We start from the raw sequence: 16,343 nt of genomic DNA, 5'->3' as shown, positions 1-16,343 counted from the left end.
AAACTATAGACTCCTCCAAGCTTTCTATAACCTAACATGCCCCGCTAATACCCGACTCCCTCTACTTCTCCGTATGCTCTCGTGCGTAGGAATTAGGAGGTTAAATGACTATCTATTGCAATAACCACTAGCAGCCTCATTATTTTGAAAAATATTAATCTTTAACTTGTTATCTAAACACAAAACATTAATGACAAAAAAGCCTGTTTAGTTCGCGTATTGAACTAAACAGGCTTTTATTGGAATATTGAACGGTTCGCTTAAAGAGCGATAGCGAGCTCCGCACCTTGGCGTATAGCACGCTTGGCATCAAGTTCAGCGGCAACGTCAGCTCCGCCAATCAGATGAACCGGAATTCCAGTAGACTTCATCTCTTCAAGCAGTACAGTATTTGAAACCTGACCCGCGCAGAGTACAACATTATCGACTGCTAACACCTCAGCCTTGTCATTAACGGTGATATGCAGCCCTTCATCATCAAACTTTTCATAAGATACGCCGGTTTTCATCACCACTTTATGTTGCTTCAATACTGAACGGTGGATCCAGCCCGTTGTTTTACCCAATCCTTTACCCATTTTTGTGGTTTTACGTTGCAGTAACACCACCTCACGATGCTTTTCATCGAGAACAGGCTCTGTTAAGCCACCTGCAGTTTGGTATTCTTTATCAATACCCCACTGCTTTAACCATTTATTTGGGTTTAACGTAGACGATTCTTCTTCGCATAAATAGTGCGCCATATCAAAACCAATACCGCCAGCACCAATCAAAGCAACTTTCTGTCCAATTTCAACTTCGCCGTTGAGTACTTGTTGGTAATCAACCACCTTTTCACTATCGAAACCAGGTAAATCAAGCGGACGCGGTTTAACCCCCGATGACATCACTATTTCGTCAAATTTTTCATCTCTAATGACACTAGCATCGAGTCGAGTATTTAGACGCAGTTCAATCTTATGCAGTTTTATCTGGTTTAGAAAATATCTAATGGTCTCGTCGAACTCCTCTTTGCCAGGGATCTTCCTGGCTAAGTTAAATTGTCCACCGACTTCAGATTTTGCCTCAAACAAAACCACTTCATGACCTCGAGTCGCCGCATATACTGAGAACGCCATCCCTGCAGGGCCTGCGCCCATTACCGCAATACGCTTTTTAATGTTCGCTGGGGTGAAGTTAAGCTCGGTTTCATAGCAAGCACGTGGGTTAACTAAACAGGTTGCTCGTTTAAGCGCAAAGCTATGATCAAGACACGCTTGGTTACAGCCAATGCAAGTATTGATAAGTTCAGGTGTGTTAGCTTCAGCTTTATTTACAAATTCAGGATCGGCTAAGAAAGGCCTAGCCATCGACACCATATCTGCTTGGCCCGACGCAATAATAGATTCTGCTATCTCGGGTGTATTAATGCGATTAGTCGCGATAAGCGGAATAGACATCTCTTTCATCAGCTTTTCCGTCACCCATGCAAACGCGCCGCGAGGTACGCTAGTGGCAATGGTCGGAATACGCGCTTCATGCCAGCCTATGCCGGTGTTTATAATCGTTACACCCGCGCTTTCTAACCGTTTTGCAAGTTGTACAACTTCATCCCAAGTGGAGCCATTATCAACCAGATCAAGCATAGACAATCTAAAAATGATAATAAAATCAGTGCCCACTTTGGCGCGGATCTGATTTACGATCTCAACAGGGAACTGTGCTCTATTTTCAAATGCACCGCCCCACTTATCTGTACGCTTGTTGGTGCGAGAGCTAACAAACTGGTTTATCAAATAACCTTCACTGCCCATCACCTCTACGCCGTCATAACCTGCTTTTTTAGCCAGTGCAGCACTGGTTGCATAGTCTTTAATCGTTGCGGCTACTTGTCTTGTAGACATTTCAGATGGTGTGAAAGGGGTAATCGGAGATTTTATTTTACTCGGGGCCTGCGAGAATGGGTGATAACCATAACGTCCCGCGTGTAGTAGTTGCATGCATATCTTACCGCCGGCGTCATGCACTGCTTTAGTGACGATAGTGTGTTTCTTTACCTGCCATGGAAAACTCAACTGACAAGCATTAGGCGCCAACCGCCCACGGAGATTAGGTGAAATACCGCCGGTAACGATAAGACCTACTCCGCCTTGTGCACGCTCTTTATAAAACACTGCCAGTTTCTCAAAACCGCCCTTTTCTTCTTCCAAACCAGTATGCATTGAGCCCATCAGCACACGGTTCTTTAACTGGGTAAAGCCCAGATCTAAGGGTTCTAATAAATGCGGAAACGACATTCAAACGTCCTTTTTAAACAAGTGATTTAATTCAGCATACATTGTGTAAACCATAAGCTCAATAAGTGAGTGATTAGATTCCTTTACAATTGAATTTTCCTTTCGAGACTGTTTTCAGTTAGCATTGTCATAATTCGGATTCAAAGGAGTGGCTGATGCCCGCTAAACCCTCAATATTTAAAAAGATATTCCTACTTAGCTGGAATGTAATCAACGGCACAAGAAAACTATTTTTAAACCTTTTCTTTTTCGGTATTGTCATCGCACTCATCGTAGTATTAAGCGGTGAAGAAAGCATAAAAGTAGAAGATGGTTCAGCACTGGTGCTGAACCTTTCTGGAGCAATCGTTGATCAAAAACGCCATGTAGACCCTTTTGAAGCGGCAATGAAAAGTGGTAATGGTAAAGATGCTGGTGGCGAGATCCTATTAGCAGATGTCATTGATGTTGTTAACAATGCCGCTGCTGACAATCGGATCAGTCAGTTAGTACTCGACTTAGGCCACCTTAGTGGCACAGGCATGAGTAAGCTACAATCGATTGGTGATGCCTTAAACAACTTTAAAGAATCGGGTAAACCCATTGTTGCTCACGCAAATTGGTACGGACAAAATCAGTACTTCCTCGCCAGCTTTGCAGATAGCATCACCTTAAACCCACAGGGCAGCGTTGAAATTGAAGGCTTAGGTCGTTACCGCCAGTATTTTAAGTCAGCCTTAGACAAGCTTAAAATTAAAGCTCATGTCTTCCGCGTCGGTACATTTAAATCTGCAGTAGAACCCTTTATTCGTGATGACATGTCAGACGCAGCTAAAGAGGCTAACTTAACCTTATTAAATGATTTATGGGAAAGCTACAGTACTACGGTTGGACAAAACCGAGATATCCCTGCAACGAGTCTATCTTTGAGCGCAGAGGACTATTTAGCCCAGTTAGACAAAGCGGAAGGTCAGTCTAGTCAAATGGCGCTGAATATGAATTGGGTTGATAACCTTAAAACAGCGGAAGGATTTCGATTGAGCATGGTTGATGCCGTCGGTGAATCTGCCGATGGTGAGTCATTCAAACAGATCGATTTCTATGATTACCTTTCTGTAACGGCAAGTCATCCACTGCTTTTATCAGACAATAAAGTCGGCATCATCGTTGCCAAAGGCACGATCATGAATGGCGCGCAACCTGCTGGGCAGATTGGCGGAGAAAGCACCGCTAAGTTGCTCCGTAAAGCACGTTTTGATGATTCCATTAAAGCCGTGGTACTTCGTGTTGATAGTCCTGGTGGCAGTGCATTCGCATCAGAGCAGATCCGCCAAGAAGTATTAGCCCTTAAAACAGCCAATAAACCTGTTGTTGTCAGTATGGGCAGCTATGCAGCGTCCGGTGGATACTGGATATCAGCCAGTGCAGATTATATCTACGCCACCCCAACAACGTTGACAGGCTCTATCGGCATTTTCGGAATGGTCACCACCTTTGAAGACTCGCTTGCGAGCATAGGTGTCCATACCGATGGTGTTGCAACTTCTGACTGGGCAGGATTTTCTGTCACCAAAGGTCTTTCTCCAGGGATCAGTGCTATTATTCAGCGCCATATTGAACGCGGATATAACGACTTCATTTCATTAGTCGCTAAAGAGCGTGATATGAGCCTTGAGCAAGTAGATAGTATTGCACAGGGCCGTGTTTGGACTGGCCGTAAGGCACTTGAGCTTGGTCTGGTAGATGAACTCGGTGATCTACAAGACGCAGTATCGCGAGCAGCGGATATGGCATCAATCGAACATTTTGATACCGAAGTGATTGAGCAAGAGCTATCACCGCAAGATCTGTTTGTACAAGAGATGTTTGCTAGCGCGTCGGTATACATGCCACAAAGTTTGGTAAAAACCACGCTAATTGAACAACTTTTGGGTCAGTTTTCAACAGTTGCTCAGACATTGCAGACGTTTGATGATCCAAATGGTGTCTATCTTTACTGTGATACTTGCAGTGACTAAGTCATAAAGCTTTATCACTCACTAAAGTTTTATTAAATAAAGCCCAGTTTTACTGGGCTTTATTATATCCACACCTTTATAATCATCCCATTGTGTTCAAAAACAAAATCAAAACCAACATGACTAAACGCTGTATATATGTAGCCTACACGGGCGGTACTATTGGTATGCAAAAAACTGAACAAGGCTTTGCCCCTGTTGCAGGATTTTTGACTGGATGTATCAAAGCAATGCCTGAGTTTTACCATGAAGAAATGCCAGACTTTGTCATCAGTGAATACTCTCCCCTAATCGACTCATCAGATATGGCACCGACTGATTGGCAGATGATCGCTAATGATATCAAAGCCAATTATGACCAATACGATGGCTTCGTGATTTTGCATGGTACCGATACCATGGCGTATACGGCATCTGCTTTATCGTTTATGTTACAAGGGTTATCTAAACCCGTTATTGTTACCGGCTCACAGATCCCACTGGCACAGTTACGTTCCGATGGACAAACTAACTTACTTAATGCGCTCTATATCGCAGCAAATTATCCTGTCGATGAAGTGTGCTTATTCTTCAATAACAAACTGTTTAGAGGCAACCGTACGACTAAAGCGCATGCTGACGGCTTTAATGCGTTTGCTTCGCCGAATTTCCCATTATTATTAGAAGCTGGAATTAAGATCCGCTGGCATGCAGGTAAACTCGCAAAGGAGAATCCGAGCCAAACACTTAATGTGATTAATATCAGTCCACAACCGATAGGTGTCGTGACTCTTTACCCTGGTATTAGTACAGAAATCTTCGCCAATATATTACAGCAACCTGTAAAGGCGCTGATATTGCTGACCTTTGGCGTTGGCAATGCACCACAAACACCCGCGTTACTTAAAACACTGCGTGATGCACACGAGCGTGGGATTGTACTGGTGAATTTAACCCAGTGTTTGCAAGGTAAAGTCAATATGGGCGGTTATGCGACGGGTAATGCACTTGCATCGGCAGGAGTTATCAGCGGCTACGACATGACGACAGAAGCTGCACTGGCTAAGCTACATTATTTATTATCAACGGATCTCACCCCTGATGCCATCCGAAAAGCCATGCAAGTATCCATTGTAGGTGAGTTAACCCAAGATTAGACCATCAGCCTCTAGAAATAGATAAAGCCCTGCGCTAATAAATTAGCACAGGGCTTTTAGTGTTAATCTACAGCTCTTTTTCTTGGAACTCAGCGATAGTCTCGCCTTTGAACTGCTTCTTTAATTCTGACTTAGAGAGCTCGTTTACGTTACCTTCACTGTTAATAGTGAAGTGTTCCGTTTGTGTAAGCTTTCTAGCCTGATAAAGCATAACGACCTGTTGAGTCGACGCACGCTGCTCTTGTGTTAGCACAGTGCCATCTTCCCACTTACCCAGCTCTACCGCACTCAGTAAGCGCTGGTAAACTTCAGTCGGCATATCATCAATGACTTTATTTATATCGGTCATACTCTTTTCCGTTTATGTAGCACGATTTGCATTCGGGTAACCAAGTAGCCAACAAAACCCAGTGTAAAAGCAGACACAGCAATAATAGAACGGGTCCCCTCTGCAGGTTCTCCCCCCCAAAACCAAGTGACTACGCCGCCAATAAATAACGTTAATGCCAAAAAGCTCTGATTCATTAACTGATTAGAGCGCTTTATATGACTAATCACTTGCAGGCTTTCATTGTTGGCAGAAATGCTAGCTTTACAATGCGAGCACTCTTTAGCCATGCTTGAAATGCGTTCACCACAGCTAGGACACTTAACTAATGCCATTTACTCCCCTCAATACTCATTTAATAAACGTACAACTTACTTTAATTTATCAACCACAGCGTTCATCGCAATCAACGATGCTTCACCAAGGTAAATACAGCGCTCAGGCGACCAACCTGCCATAAGATCAGGCATATTGTCGTTGTCTTTGAATGGCATTTCTAACGTGTTAGAAAGACAACCAAACGTATGTGCCACCCAGTTAGAACCAACGGTTAAGTTGGCTTGACCCGGCGCATCTTTATCATATCCAAATTCAGTTTGAAAATCAGGGCTCGCCATTTGTAATGCATCTACAAATGCTTGCTGACGTACTGCATCTTCTTTGGTATAGGCAGGGACACCTTCACAGCCGGCAAGGAATACGAACGGTAAGCCTTCATCGCCATGCACGTCATAGAAAAGATCAACACCCGTCTCTTTCATTTTATTAACCACATAAAATACTTCAGGGCTTTTCTCTAAAGAGGGAGACTGCCACTCACGGTTAAGATTTGTTCCTACCGCATTGGTGCGCAAATGCCCTCGAACACTCCCATCTGGGTTCATATTTGGCACAATATAGAAGTTAGCTTTGTCTAAAAGTGATTTAGCCGTTGGGCAATCGCTATCAAGCAGGTTGTTAATTAATCCTTCAACCAACCATTCAGCCATAGTTTCACCAGGATGCTGACGCGCTGTGATCCAGATATTGGCTTTCTCTTCGTCACCGTCACCGACTTTGATGAGCGTCATATCACGTTCATCCAATGTCAGGCCTAAATGCTCTAAGCTGACTTGTGGATGTACCTGTACGGCCGCTAATAAGTCTTGATGACGCTCATAGCTGTATGGCGCAAAATAAGCGATTTGAATTGCATCACAATCAAGATCAACTGAGATAGTTAATTTGCCGTCTTGATACGTCGTCGGCAATCTAAACCAGTTTTGTCTATCGTAAGTCGCTACAGCTTGGTAATCATCCCAACCTTTAACGTAAGAAGCTTTGTCCGCATTAACAATATTAAGCGTGTACTGAGTACCAACAACACCATCGAGTTTGAAATTAAACCATTGAAAAAACTCTCCACCTTCATCGGGACGAATGGCCAACTGCACATCGTCTTTATTGTCAGCATTGATTACTTCTATGTTTCCGCCATCAAAATTCGCGCTAATACGCATAACACTTCCTTTCTACTGTTTTAGGCTGTGATCCAGCTCGATTTCAATCTTTGCGCTATAGAATAAACCAAAATGTGATAAGGAGCAGCCTAAACAGTGTAAAAACCCCTAAAAATCGACGCTGTGTAAGCTTTCCGTTGCAGTGTTCTCTCAATACAGAGCTTTACCCACAACCTTAAATTCCATACAATCGCTGCAATTGATAGAGATAGAGGGGTTGATCCCCCTTGATAGACATTGCATTCGTAAAAGAACGGAGAAACAAATGACCCAAGCTAGACATTGTAACTTACTTATTCTGGGTTCAGGCCCTGCTGGCTATACTGCAGCAGTATATGCCGCTCGTGCTAACCTAAAACCTGTCATGATCACAGGTATGCAGCAAGGTGGGCAACTTACGACAACGACAGAAGTTGAAAACTGGCCAGGTGATGCGGATGATCTTACCGGTCCAGCACTAATGGAACGTATGCAAAAGCATGCTGAAAAGTTTGATACTGAAATTATTTTTGATCACATCAATGAAGTGAACTTAAACGTCCGCCCTTTCCAGTTAAAAGGTGATGACGGCGAGTTCACTTGTGATGCACTCATCATCTCTACAGGTGCATCAGCGATGTACTTAGGTCTTGAGTCTGAAGAAGCCTTTAAAGGCCGTGGCGTATCAGCTTGCGCAACGTGTGACGGTTTCTTCTATCGTAACCAGAAAGTCGCTGTTATTGGTGGTGGTAACACCGCAGTTGAAGAAGCACTGTACCTCAGTAACATTGCATCTGAAGTGCACCTTATTCACCGTCGTGATAGTTTCCGCAGTGAAAAAATCTTAACTAAGCGTCTGATGGATAAAGTGGCGAGCGGCAATATCATCTTACACCTAGACAACACTCTCGATGAAGTTGTTGGTAATGCGATGGGCGTTACCGGTCTTAAGATGAAGAGCACTAAAGATGGTGTCATCAAGGATTTAGAAGTGGCTGGCGTATTCGTCGCCATTGGCCACAGCCCAAATACTGGTATGTTTGAAGGCCAGCTAGAGATGAGCAATGGTTATATCAAAGTAGAAAGTGGCCTTAATGGCAACGCTACCCAAACAAGCATAGAAGGCGTATTTGCTGCTGGCGATGTAATGGATCAACATTACCGCCAAGCGATTACATCTGCGGGTACAGGCTGTATGGCCGCACTTGACGCTGAGCGTTACTTAGACGCCAAGAAGTAATTGGTAGTTTCGATAAAAAGCAGGCTTTAAGCCTGCTTTTTTTGTATCTGTAATTAACCAAAAGCGTCAGATAATGAGTACCGCGATAAGATAAGACGTTTGTGGTGATAATCTAATGTTTAGCTTAATTATCACGGTACCTAGGTCAGTTCGCCTTTTTCTGCAGGCCTAACAAAACCACAGTTAAGTCCAGAGTGTGCTCACCTTGTGTGCGCTTTTGCTGATGGAACTTAAAGATTTCATCAATCAGTCTCTAAAACGTCAACTTATTCTCAAGACGGGACAAATTTCAGGTACAAAAAAGGGAGCCCTAAGGCTCCCTTTTTACAAGAATCACAGCTAATTACTTAGCTAAAGCTTCTTTTGCTTTTTCTACTAAAGTTGTAAATACAACTTTATCAAAAACAGCGATGTCAGCCAGGATCTTACGATCGATTTCAATAGAGGCTTTTTTCAAACCATTAATGAAACGGCTGTAAGACAGACCATTTTGACGAGAAGCCGCATTGATACGTGCAATCCAAAGTTGACGGAATTGACGTTTCTTCTGACGACGGTCACGGTAAGCATATTGACCAGCTTTAGTTACGGCTTGCTTTGCAACACGGTAAGTACGTGAGCGAGCTCCGTAATAACCTTTGGCTAGTTTGAGTACTTTTTTGTGACGAGCACGAGCGGTTACACCACGCTTAACTCTAGGCATTGTTCTTTGCTCCTTTAATTAAGCGTAAGGTAGTTGACGTGCAATAGCAGGCATGTCAGCTTTAGATACTAAACATTTAGCACGTAAGTGACGTTTACGCTTAGTGCTCTTCTTGGTCAAAATGTGACGTAAATGGGCTTGCTTACGTTTAAAACCATTGGCGGTTTTCTTAAAACGCTTCGCTACACCCTTGTCTGTTTTCATTTTAGGCATTGCTAAAACTCCGCATTGGGACAATTAATAAAACGCAAGGCGAACAGGTATCTTAATAAAAAGACCCTGCTACTTTCAATTGCCTTACTATTTCTTTTTCGGTGCGAGAACCATGACAGCTTGGCGACCTTCCATTTTTGGAAAGGACTCCACGACTGCAATTGCTTCCAAATCAGCTTTGATACGGTTCAAAAGATCCATACCTAGGCTTTGGTGAGCCATCTCACGACCACGGAAACGAAGCGTTACTTTCGCTTTGTCGCCGTCTTCTAGAAAACGAGTCAGGTTGCGTAGTTTTACCTGATAATCGTTCGAATCTGTACCGGGACGGAATTTAATTTCCTTCACCTGTACAATTTTTTGCTTCTTTTTTTGTTCTTTTTGAGCTTTCGCTTTATCAAAAAGGAACTTACCGTAGTCCATTACACGGCAAACCGGCGGCTCAGCATTAGGACTGATTTCTACTAAATCAACACCTGCTTCGTCAGCAACTTCCTGTGCTTCACTAATAGTCAAGATACCTAATTGCTCACCGTCAAGACCGTTAAGACGGACTTCTGAAACACCAGTGATGAGCTCGTTTATTCTATTCGGGGCCGCCTGGCGCCCTGCAGTTTTTTTGATCTTTATGACCTATTCCTCCAACAAATTGAGACTACGGAGCGAAATTTGGTTCTTGAGCTTAGTCGCAAATTCTTCGATTTGCATCTTACCTAAGTCAACTCCCTCTCGGGTACGCACCGCGACTTCCTTATTTTCTATTTCTTGATCACCAACGACCAATAAATAAGGGACACGCCTTAACGTGTGCTCACGTATTTTAAAGCCTATCTTCTCATTCCTCAAGTCTTTAGTTGCACGAATTCCATATTCTTTTAATGAATTGACAACTTTTTCAGCATAATCCGACTGTTTGTCAGTAATATTCATCACGACAACTTGTTGAGGTGCTAACCAAGCTGGGAATTTTCCGGCGTACTCTTCAATAAGAATACCCAAGAAGCGCTCTAATGAACCAAGAATGGCTCGGTGGATCATTACGGGCGTTTGACGACTGTTGTCTTCCGCTACGTAAGTTGCACCTAAACGACCAGGTAATGCGTAATCTAATTGTACAGTACCGCACTGCCATGCTCTATCTAAACAATCGTGTAATGTGAATTCGATCTTAGGTCCGTAAAAAGCACCTTCACCGGGTAGGATGTCAAATTCAATATCATTAGCTGTAAGCGCTTGCTTTAAGGCTTCTTCAGCTCGGTCCCACATATCGTCATCACCAATACGTTTTTCAGGACGAGTAGAAAGCTTAACGGCGATATTTTTAAAGCCAAATGTTTCGTATGTGTCATACACCATTTGAATACATGCGCTAACTTCCTGCTGAACTTGATCTTCAGTACAGAAAACATGTGCATCATCTTGCGTAAAGCCACGAACACGCATTAAGCCATGCAGTGAACCTGATGGCTCATTACGATGACAACAACCAAACTCAGCCATACGTAATGGCAAATCGCGATAAGACTTAAGGCCTTGATTAAATATTTGAACGTGTCCAGGACAGTTCATCGGCTTAATGGCGTATTCACGATTCTCAGAGCTAGTGGTGAACATTGCCTCGGAATATTTATCCCAATGGCCTGAACGTTCCCACAACACTCGATCCATCATTAATGGACCTTTAACTTCTTGATAAGTGTATTGACCCAGTTTTTGACGAATGAACTTTTCAAGTTCTAGGTATAGACTCCAGCCATCGTTGTGCCAAAACACCATACCAGGTGCTTCTTCTTGCATATGGTAAAGATCTAGCTGCTTACCAATTTTACGATGGTCACGCTTAGCCGCTTCTTCTAAACGGTTAAGGTGCACTTTAAGTGCTTTCTTGTCTGCCCATGCTGTACCGTAGATACGTTGCAGCATTTTGTTGTCTGAGTTACCACGCCAATAGGCACCAGCTACACTCATCAACTTAAAGTTCTGGCAGAATCTCATGTTCGGTACATGCGGACCACGGCACATATCAACATATTCTTCATGATGATAAAGCGCTGGAGTTGCATCTTTGCTGATGTTCTCATCAAGGATTGCAATTTTATAGCTTTCACCGCGAGCTTCAAAGGTATCACGCGCTTCTTGCCAGCTAACAACACGTTTATCAACAGCGTAGTTAGTTTTTGCAAGTTGGGTCATACGCTTTTCTAGCGCATCAATATCTTCCTGGGTCAATTTATGATCTAAGTCGATATCATAATAGAAACCATTGTCGATAACAGGACCGATCGCCATTTTAGCGTCAGGCCAAAGCTGCTTAAATGCATGGCCGAGCAAATGTGCACAAGAGTGGCGAAGGATCTTTACTCCCTCTTCATCTTTAGCTGTGATAATCGAAAGCTCTGAATCGGTATCAATGATATCGCAAGCGTCTTTCAGCTCACCATTAATACGTCCGGCAATACAAGCTTTCGCCAGACCAGGACCAATATCGGCAGCAACATCTAAAGTAGAAACGGGTTGAGCAAACTCGCGTTTGCTTCCATCAGGAAGTGTAATTACAGGCATGAATTTTCCTTTTCCAGTGGTGACCCCCACGTAGGGCCACTTGGGTTTAATAATTAAGAGTTAAAACGCAGCCAGGACAAGACCGTACAGGAGTCTATGTTTTCCGACGCGTAAGAGCGTGATTCTAAGTGATAGCCATGGGTGGATGCAAGTTTTACCTTGAGATTAGTTTTTCTTATTCAAACCATTAAAAACATCAGGGGAATATCATCAGTGATAAAGGCTGACTGTAACTTCAGCTTCATTTTCAGTCGTTAATCTAGCCGCGTCTTAAACAAGGAGGACGTTATGATTAAGCTAATGTTATTGACCGCAACGCTAATGCAAGCCGGATATACTGAAAGCCCACAGGTACCATCACAAACAATCAACAAAGCACAACTAATCGTCGAGATAGAAACAGACTTAACTAACACGATGGTGTACATGACAAAGGCATTAACCGAAAATATCGTTGCCACAGAGCAAGGGAGCTATCTTCAATTAGCAAACAAGACATCATTAAGCAGCATGGCGGTCACAACGTATAATGTCGCGAAGTAGCACAATCGATATCAATACTAAACCCAGTATTAGATTGTGTGATGTCTTATGATAAGGCCATAATACCTTATATATAGCAAACAACTTTATGGAAAAGCGTTATGAATAAATGGGCACTCATCACCGGCGCAGCAAAACGTATTGGACATTGTATTGCTAAGCAGCTTCACCACGATGGGTTCAACATATTAATTCATTACAGCCAATCTTATAACGACGCGCTATCACTGTGTTCTGAACTCAATGCGACAAGGCCTAACTCTGCACAAATTATGCAGGCCGAACTTAATAACCAGATTGAACTGCAACAGTTTATTACCAACGTAAAGTCATTGGCATTACCCTTAGCAGTATTAGTTAATAATGCGTCAGAGTTCACCCCTACTCCCCTAGGTGAAACGGATTACTTAGCAGCACAACAACTACTTGCCACAAACCTGTTAGCGCCCTACTTTTTAGCCGAGCAATTTGCGCCGACACTCAAAGAGCAAAGAGGCTGCATAATCAATTTAATTGATATCCATGCTAAGCGCCCGCTGAAAGATCATGGACTATACTCTATATCAAAGGCAGCACTTGAGATGGCAACGCTTTCGCTGGCACAAGAACTCGCACCTGATATCCGCGTAAACGGAGTGGCACCAGGCGCAATCCTCTGGCCAGAACAATCTAATGATGACTCTCAGAACCATGTCTTAAAAGAAATTCCCTTAGCTAAGCTTGGCCAGCCGGACGACATTGCTAAGTTGATATCTCATTTAGTCAGCGCTCCTTATATCTCAGGGCAGATTATTGCAGTAGATGGAGGACGAAGCGCAGTCGGATTTACGGGAGTTTAATATGCGATTTATCAATAAAACCATTTCATGCCCACATTGCGGACATCATCAACATCTCAATATTGATGCGACTGGCGGTGATCAAGATTACTACGAAGATTGCAGAGTATGTTGCAACCCCATTCATATGCGGATGCATCTGGATGAATCGCGAATGACAATCGAACTTTATATCGATTCCGATGACGAACAAATTTATTAGCTCAATGTACTGTTTGTGAGTCAAACAGTGCATTGATCCAGTTGCTTTAAAAGTTTGACCATTCGGCAGGAATTTAAAGCCCTGTAGACAAGATGGGGATTGGAGCTAAGGGCTTTGCCATTTGCTTTAAACGTCGGCCGCACTCGTTAAGCGCCTCAGTCTTTCCAGCTTTGCATTGGCTTAAAAGGGAATACCATTTTTCACCAATGCGCCTTGAATTGAAAAGTCTGAAGCGCTCTAAATGGGTCAAATACTTAGTGCACTGGGTGTTAAACGTCCATTGAGTTAGCAAAACGCTTGGCTAATACTCGCTCAACGGTATCAACAATCGCTTGCGTCTGGCTATCAATCTCAATATTGATTTTGTCACCAGCAGTGTATGACTCCAAGTTGGTCAATTTTAATGTTTCAGGGATCAAATGCAGCATAAAGCTAGACTCAGTAACCGCCCCTACCGTAAGGCTACAGCCGTTTACACCAACAAATCCCTTATAAAGAATATAATTCATCCATTTTGGTTCAACAGACAAACAAATATCATAGTGAGATTCTGTTTTACTTACCGATTTAACCTCTGCTTCTGTGTGCACATGACCTGATAAAATGTGGCCGCCAATCTCACTGCCAAAGGTTAACGACCGTTCGATGTTAACTTGTGATCCAGGTCTCAGATTAGATAGGTTAGTTAGCTTTAGCGTCTCTTCCATTACATCGAAAAACACCCTATCATCTTCCATTCTTGTGACTGTTAAACAAACACCGTTATTTGCGACACTTGCCCCTAGTGAAAGTCCCTCGCGCAAATCCGGTCCAATTTCGATTTGTAGCGTATTTAAACCCGTTTTTTTATCTATCGCCAACACTTCGCATGTTGCTTGAACTATACCTGTAAACATTTTATCTCTCGTATGTATTAAGGGCTGTATTCATGAACCACTCAGGCTTTCAGGCCAAACGTTTAATTCAATTAGCACTACCTGTACTCATTGCTCAAGTTACCCAAACCATGATGGGCTTCATCGACACTGTAATGGCCGGCCGAGTTAGCGCCGTTGATATGGCTGCCGTTGCTATTGGCTCCAGTTTATGGCTCCCTGCATTGTTATTCGTGCAAGGACTATTAATGGCATTTACCCCGGTATTTGCTCACCATCATGGTGCTAATGATCAAAAAGCAATACAACCGTTGGCTTTCCAAGCTGGATATATTGCCATAATAGGCAGCGTAGGTGTGATGTTCTTCCTCTCACTTGCCGACAATATATTAACTCTGATGGATTTGGAACCGCGACTGGCTCAGCTCAGTGTGGGTTACCTCAATGGCTTTATGTGGGGCGTTCCCGCCTTTGTCTTATATCAAGTACTTCGCGGTTGCAGTGAAGGGATTTCTTATACTCTGCCGACGATGGTGATCGGCTTTGTCGGCTTAGCAGTCAATATCCCTGCAAACTATATCTTTATTTATGGCCATTTCGGTATGCCCGCAATGGGCGGCGCCGGTTGTGGCATCGCAACAGCCTTAGTATTTTGGGCAATGCTTATTGCCATGATTATTTATATGCAGTTTCATGCCAAATTTAAAGAACTTGCTCCCTTCAAATCTTTTCATCGTCCCAATGTAAAAGTAATGGTCGATATGACAAAGCATGGCTTCCCAATCGCTATGGCGCTATTTTTTGAAGTTAGTTTATTTGCAATCATTGCGCTATTACTGGCGCCCCTCGGTGCAACGATTGTCGCTGGTCACCAAATCGCACTCAACTTCTCATCCATTGTCTTTATGCTGCCACTATCTATAGGTATTGCCGTATCGATACGCGTTGGCTACTACCTTGGACAAGATAAACCTGCAATTGCAGCGATGATCACCCGACTTGGGTTAATTATCTCTTTCTCACTTGCACTATTTACTGCAATTATTACGGTGACGTTTAGAAATGAAATTGCACTACTCTATAATGATAACCCTGACGTCATTACATTAGCAGGTAGCCTAATGTTCTTTGCCGCTATCTATCAATTGTCGGATGCCGTACAAGTCGTCACTTCAGGAGCCTTGCGCGGTTATAAAGATACCCGTAGTGCTTTTTACATTACGTTAGTCTCGTATTGGGCTGTAGGGATGACACTTGGCTACACATTGGCTCGAACTGACATACTGGTTCCAGCAATGGGCGCACAAGGTTTTTGGATTGGACTCATCGCAGGACTCACTACTGCTGCAATATTATTCGCTATGCGCTTGAGGTATATCCAAAAAAGGGGTGTAAAACTTTCGGCAATGTAAGATTTTTACTTATAAATCGTTCGAAACGCTTAATGAGCATACAAGTTGGCGAGCAAAGCAGCATTTAACACAAAAGAATGTTTTTTTACTTGCGCCAATCCAGCATCGACCGTACTATAGCGCTCGTTCCAAGGCATCAGCCAACAGGACATGCAGTATACACAGTCGCGGGATGGAGCAGTATGGTAGCTCGTCGGGCTCATAACCCGAAGGTCGTTGGTTCAAATCCAGCTCCCGCAACCAATACAACCGTAGCTCAGTTGGTTAGAGCACTACCTTGACATGGTAGGGGTCGGTGGTTCGAATCCACTCGGTTGTACCAATTCTGTTTATAGTGTCACGCTTTACAATACAACCGTAGCTCAGTTGGTTAGAGCACTACCTTGACATGGTAGGGGTCGGTGGTTCGAATCCACTCGGTTGTACCAATTCTTTTTAGTTGAATTCAAATACTAGTTTTTAAACATGATACATCCGGACGCGGGATGGAGCAGTATGGTAGCTCGTCGGGCTCATAACCCGAAGGTCGTTGGTTCAAA

At 43.3% G+C, this 16,343-nt stretch carries 16 protein-coding genes and 3 tRNA genes; 10 read left to right on the top strand and 9 right to left on the bottom strand.

Annotation, left to right across the window (positions count from 1 at the left end):
• Positions 1–260: 260 nt before the first annotated feature.
• The gene (locus CXF86_RS07960; RefSeq protein ID WP_102038735.1) at positions 261–2,276 is read right to left on the bottom strand and encodes an oxidoreductase; all 2,016 of its coding nucleotides are present in this window, start codon (positions 2,274–2,276) and stop codon (positions 261–263) included.
• 155 nt (positions 2,277–2,431) lie between these two features.
• On the opposite strand from CXF86_RS07960, the gene sppA reads away from it, so the two are divergent.
• Positions 2,432–4,273 carry a signal peptide peptidase SppA gene (sppA, locus tag CXF86_RS07955; RefSeq protein ID WP_101090243.1) on the top strand — a complete coding sequence of 614 codons (1,842 nt, stop codon included), beginning with the start codon at positions 2,432–2,434 and terminating at the stop codon, positions 4,271–4,273.
• A gap of 119 nt (positions 4,274–4,392) precedes the next feature.
• Positions 4,393–5,409, top strand: coding sequence for an asparaginase (gene ansA / locus CXF86_RS07950; RefSeq protein ID WP_102038734.1), 1,017 nt, complete (start codon positions 4,393–4,395; stop codon positions 5,407–5,409).
• A 67-nt stretch (positions 5,410–5,476) separates the two neighbouring features.
• Here the strand turns inward: ansA and CXF86_RS07945 are convergent, their stop codons facing one another.
• Genes CXF86_RS07945 through CXF86_RS07935 form a run of 3 tightly spaced genes read right to left on the bottom strand, consistent with a single transcriptional unit; the run spans position 5,477 to position 7,236 of the window.
• Positions 5,477–5,758 carry a YeaC family protein gene (locus CXF86_RS07945; protein WP_101090245.1) on the bottom strand — a complete coding sequence of 94 codons (282 nt, stop codon included), beginning with the start codon at positions 5,756–5,758 and terminating at the stop codon, positions 5,477–5,479.
• Positions 5,755–6,072, bottom strand: coding sequence for a zinc ribbon domain-containing protein (locus tag CXF86_RS07940; protein ID WP_101090246.1), 318 nt, complete (start codon positions 6,070–6,072; stop codon positions 5,755–5,757). Before CXF86_RS07940 ends, CXF86_RS07945 begins: the two co-directional genes overlap by 4 nt.
• A 36-nt stretch (positions 6,073–6,108) precedes the next feature.
• Positions 6,109–7,236: a M14 family metallopeptidase gene (locus tag CXF86_RS07935; RefSeq protein ID WP_101090247.1), complete on the bottom strand. Its 1,128-nt coding sequence runs from the start codon at positions 7,234–7,236 to the stop codon at positions 6,109–6,111.
• Positions 7,237–7,501: 265 nt separating this feature from the next.
• Here CXF86_RS07935 and trxB point away from each other — a divergent pair, with 265 nt between their 5' ends.
• A complete protein-coding gene (trxB, locus tag CXF86_RS07930; RefSeq protein WP_101090248.1) occupies positions 7,502–8,455 on the top strand; it encodes a thioredoxin-disulfide reductase in 954 nt (317 codons plus the stop codon).
• A gap of 343 nt (positions 8,456–8,798) precedes the next feature.
• Here the strand turns inward: trxB and rplT are convergent, their stop codons facing one another.
• The 4 genes from rplT to thrS form a co-directional block, all read right to left on the bottom strand.
• Positions 8,799–9,158 carry a 50S ribosomal protein L20 gene (gene rplT, locus CXF86_RS07925; protein WP_012142467.1) on the bottom strand — a complete coding sequence of 120 codons (360 nt, stop codon included), beginning with the start codon at positions 9,156–9,158 and terminating at the stop codon, positions 8,799–8,801.
• A gap of 18 nt (positions 9,159–9,176) precedes the next feature.
• The gene (gene rpmI / locus CXF86_RS07920; RefSeq protein ID WP_005503401.1) at positions 9,177–9,371 is read right to left on the bottom strand and encodes a 50S ribosomal protein L35; all 195 of its coding nucleotides are present in this window, start codon (positions 9,369–9,371) and stop codon (positions 9,177–9,179) included.
• Between the two features lie 87 nt (positions 9,372–9,458).
• Positions 9,459–10,001, bottom strand: coding sequence for a translation initiation factor IF-3 (infC, locus tag CXF86_RS07915; RefSeq protein WP_101090249.1), 543 nt, complete (start codon positions 9,999–10,001; stop codon positions 9,459–9,461).
• 3 nt (positions 10,002–10,004) lie between these two features.
• Complete coding sequence (gene thrS, locus CXF86_RS07910) at positions 10,005–11,933, bottom strand: threonine--tRNA ligase (protein WP_101090250.1); 1,929 nt, start codon at positions 11,931–11,933, stop codon at positions 10,005–10,007.
• Positions 11,934–12,221: 288 nt separating this feature from the next.
• On the opposite strand from thrS, the gene CXF86_RS07905 reads away from it, so the two are divergent.
• From CXF86_RS07905 to CXF86_RS07895, 3 genes are all read left to right on the top strand, one after another.
• Entirely contained in the window at positions 12,222–12,476 is a 255-nt protein-coding gene (locus CXF86_RS07905) for a hypothetical protein (RefSeq protein ID WP_101090251.1), read from the top strand.
• A 101-nt stretch (positions 12,477–12,577) separates the two neighbouring features.
• Positions 12,578–13,315, top strand: a complete 738-nt coding sequence (locus CXF86_RS07900) for a pteridine reductase (RefSeq protein ID WP_102038733.1) — start codon at positions 12,578–12,580, stop codon at positions 13,313–13,315.
• A gap of 1 nt (position 13,316) precedes the next feature.
• Complete coding sequence (locus CXF86_RS07895; RefSeq protein ID WP_101090253.1) at positions 13,317–13,517, top strand: CPXCG motif-containing cysteine-rich protein; 201 nt, start codon at positions 13,317–13,319, stop codon at positions 13,515–13,517.
• 269 nt (positions 13,518–13,786) lie between these two features.
• Here CXF86_RS07895 and CXF86_RS07890 read toward each other — a convergent pair whose 3' ends face one another.
• On the bottom strand, positions 13,787–14,413 hold the full coding sequence (locus CXF86_RS07890; RefSeq protein WP_102038732.1) for a riboflavin synthase subunit alpha: 627 nt from the start codon (positions 14,411–14,413) through the stop codon (positions 13,787–13,789).
• 32 nt (positions 14,414–14,445) lie between these two features.
• Between CXF86_RS07890 and CXF86_RS07885 the strand changes: the two genes are divergently transcribed.
• The 4 genes from CXF86_RS07885 (at position 14,446) to CXF86_RS07870 (ending at position 16,232) form a co-directional block, all read left to right on the top strand.
• The gene (locus CXF86_RS07885) at positions 14,446–15,804 is read left to right on the top strand and encodes an MATE family efflux transporter (protein ID WP_102038731.1); all 1,359 of its coding nucleotides are present in this window, start codon (positions 14,446–14,448) and stop codon (positions 15,802–15,804) included.
• Between the two features lie 166 nt (positions 15,805–15,970).
• Positions 15,971–16,047 (top strand) — tRNA-Met (locus CXF86_RS07880).
• A gap of 2 nt (positions 16,048–16,049) precedes the next feature.
• Positions 16,050–16,126 (top strand) — tRNA-Val (locus CXF86_RS07875).
• A 29-nt stretch (positions 16,127–16,155) separates the two neighbouring features.
• A tRNA-Val gene (locus tag CXF86_RS07870) sits at positions 16,156–16,232 on the top strand.
• Positions 16,233–16,343: the final 111 nt, after the last annotated feature.

This window comes from Shewanella sp. GutCb (assembly GCF_002836135.1).
Lineage (GTDB): Bacteria > Pseudomonadota > Gammaproteobacteria > Enterobacterales > Shewanellaceae > Shewanella.
Note: the sequence above shows the minus strand (reverse complement) of the source record. Positions and strands in the feature narration are given on the sequence as shown.